The sequence below is a fragment of the Roseburia inulinivorans DSM 16841 genome (genome assembly GCF_000174195.1).
Classification (GTDB): Bacteria; Bacillota; Clostridia; order Lachnospirales; family Lachnospiraceae; genus Roseburia; species Roseburia inulinivorans.
Genome location: NZ_ACFY01000134.1, coordinates 1 through 2088, shown reverse-complemented (window position 1 = coordinate 2088; position 2088 = coordinate 1). Strand labels below are relative to the sequence as shown.

At 34.9% G+C, this 2088-nt stretch carries 2 protein-coding genes; both read right to left on the bottom strand.

The window, feature by feature from the left end:
• Positions 1-180: 180 nt before the first annotated feature.
• Positions 181-687, bottom strand: a complete 507-nt coding sequence (locus ROSEINA2194_RS13750; protein ID WP_156337732.1) for a hypothetical protein — start codon at positions 685-687, stop codon at positions 181-183.
• A gap of 82 nt (positions 688-769) precedes the next feature.
• Complete coding sequence (locus ROSEINA2194_RS13745) at positions 770-1708, bottom strand: hypothetical protein (RefSeq protein ID WP_007888394.1); 939 nt, start codon at positions 1706-1708, stop codon at positions 770-772.
• Positions 1709-2088: the final 380 nt, after the last annotated feature.

Here is a 2088-nt window from a genome sequence, read left to right as displayed (position 1 = left end):
TTCGCAAAGCTCACAAAGGAAATCATATTTGTCAGTACGATTTTTCGTTTATTTACACTATGAATGACTTGTGCATAGACACTGAGATATGCCCTGCTTATGTTCTAAATATAGCCGCAAAATCTGCCAAATTACGTTGTTGGCTCCGGTTTTCAATATCTTTGCAAAACAAATTCAGTTCTAACATACCTTATTCCTGCTTGTAACATAGATATGTCCAATCCCAAATATTACTGCAAATATAATCAAAAAATAATGTAACATTGTTATACCACTTAGTAAGAAGATGCCAGTCGGTATAACAGCCAATGCCATTTGCTCCCGGTAAGTCTGTTTATTAAAGTAAAGCATCCAGATAATCCAATATGAGAGCATTAGCACTGTATTTCCAACAAGATAAATAATAAACGCATTTATGGAAGGAAATCCAGATTCAACTATGCCAATATTGAATATCATAAGAAACATACATCCATAACGTCCTATCTGTTCCAGAATATTCATAAATTTATTGGTACATTTATTTTTCTGATTCTTCACCCGGACTGCATATATAATATTCGGAATTAAAAGAAGAATCACTAAAACAAGCCCAAACGTACTAAGCCAGTTCATTCCAAGTTTTCCTGCTACAAAAACAGATGTTGGGCCGTCTGCTCCACCAATTATAGATATATTATCTGACATTATTGCATCTCCCATAAAATAAATCAAAATTTAACAACTGACAAACAATGTTTTTAGCTATACTAGTTTCAAACCGATTTTATCATACCGGCAATATTGCTTTTTCAAGAAGTCCCTTATAAATCTTCTCAACATCATAATCCGGCGTATACTGGTCAAGCATCTCATAGATCTGTCTCATCAAATTTATCGGTTCTTCCAGCATATCTGCTGTTTCTTCTGCACTACAGCCTTTTTTATACTTCTTGATAATAAGCTCAATTTTGGCTTCCATTTTTCCTTCTATTTTTCCTTCGCGTTTTCCAGCATTTCTGCCTTTCAATTCTGATTCACGCAAATCATCCGCAAATAATTCCCGTAATGCTTGACACATTCGCCTTTCCTCCTTTAATTCTTTCCAGTTGGCACGCATAATCGTATCTGCAAGTGCCTGATATAATTTTGATTCTTTTTTCTTTCCATACTGTTCGATAAAATTCCGGATTTCACCACCTGATTTCAAATCATTGCGGAGATTGTTCAGCCAGTAGTTATTTTCTTTTGATAGTTTTGGAATGATGATTAGCTGTATTGGAATCAAATCTCCAATCAGATAGTAAATACCGTTTTCTATATTTTTTATTGACATTTTTTTGTCATATTTCAGCTTTTGCAGCATTTTCACCGGATAATGGTAACATACAAATGTAATGGTCAGTTCCGTTGCTGGTATCTGATCTACGTCACCTGTTTCGGATTTATAGAGACAGGCATATCCGTATATTTTGTAAAAATCATCAATATTCAGTTTGTCATCCGGTGATTTGTACTCAATAATATTATACTGCCGAAAGATTCTTCCGATATTCTTTTTGATTTTTACATCCTTCTCATTCTTTACCAACAAATCAATCTGCATTGGTTTCTTTGAAAGCAAATGTTCCGGCTCAAATTCCAGATACTCTGCTTCATCTTCCAGCTCAATCTGCAGCGCTGCATCAAAAGCTGGATGCCATTGGATTTTGTCATCGTTTGTGTTCAATCATTTTCCCCCTTTATGATAGTTGAATTTTCTGTATTTTTCAATGCGTATGTACTATTTTTATCACGAAATGCCCCCAAATACACATCAGTAATACACAATAGAAATCTTTTGCATTGAAAATGTTCATCAAAATGGAATCTCGTGCCGAAACGGCTATGATACTTGAGATATATTCCATCACCAGAAAACTGGTTTTGGATTTGCAAACAGGAACGATAAGAAAAAAGCAGTTATACTTACTAATAGCTGCGTATTGTTTTGTCTGCGACTTTGATGTAGCCATAGTGTAAGCTACTCTGTGCAGAATGTCAATTCCAAAATTGCCGTTTCATCTCATAATGCGAATAACCGGAGTTTAACTTGTGAACTGCCGCTTA

Bases quoted from the DNA above. Each gene is read 5' to 3' on its own strand.
- ROSEINA2194_RS13750 (WP_156337732.1), bottom strand. From the start codon at position 687: ATGTCAGATAATATATCTATAATTGGTGGAGCAGACGGCCCAACATCT.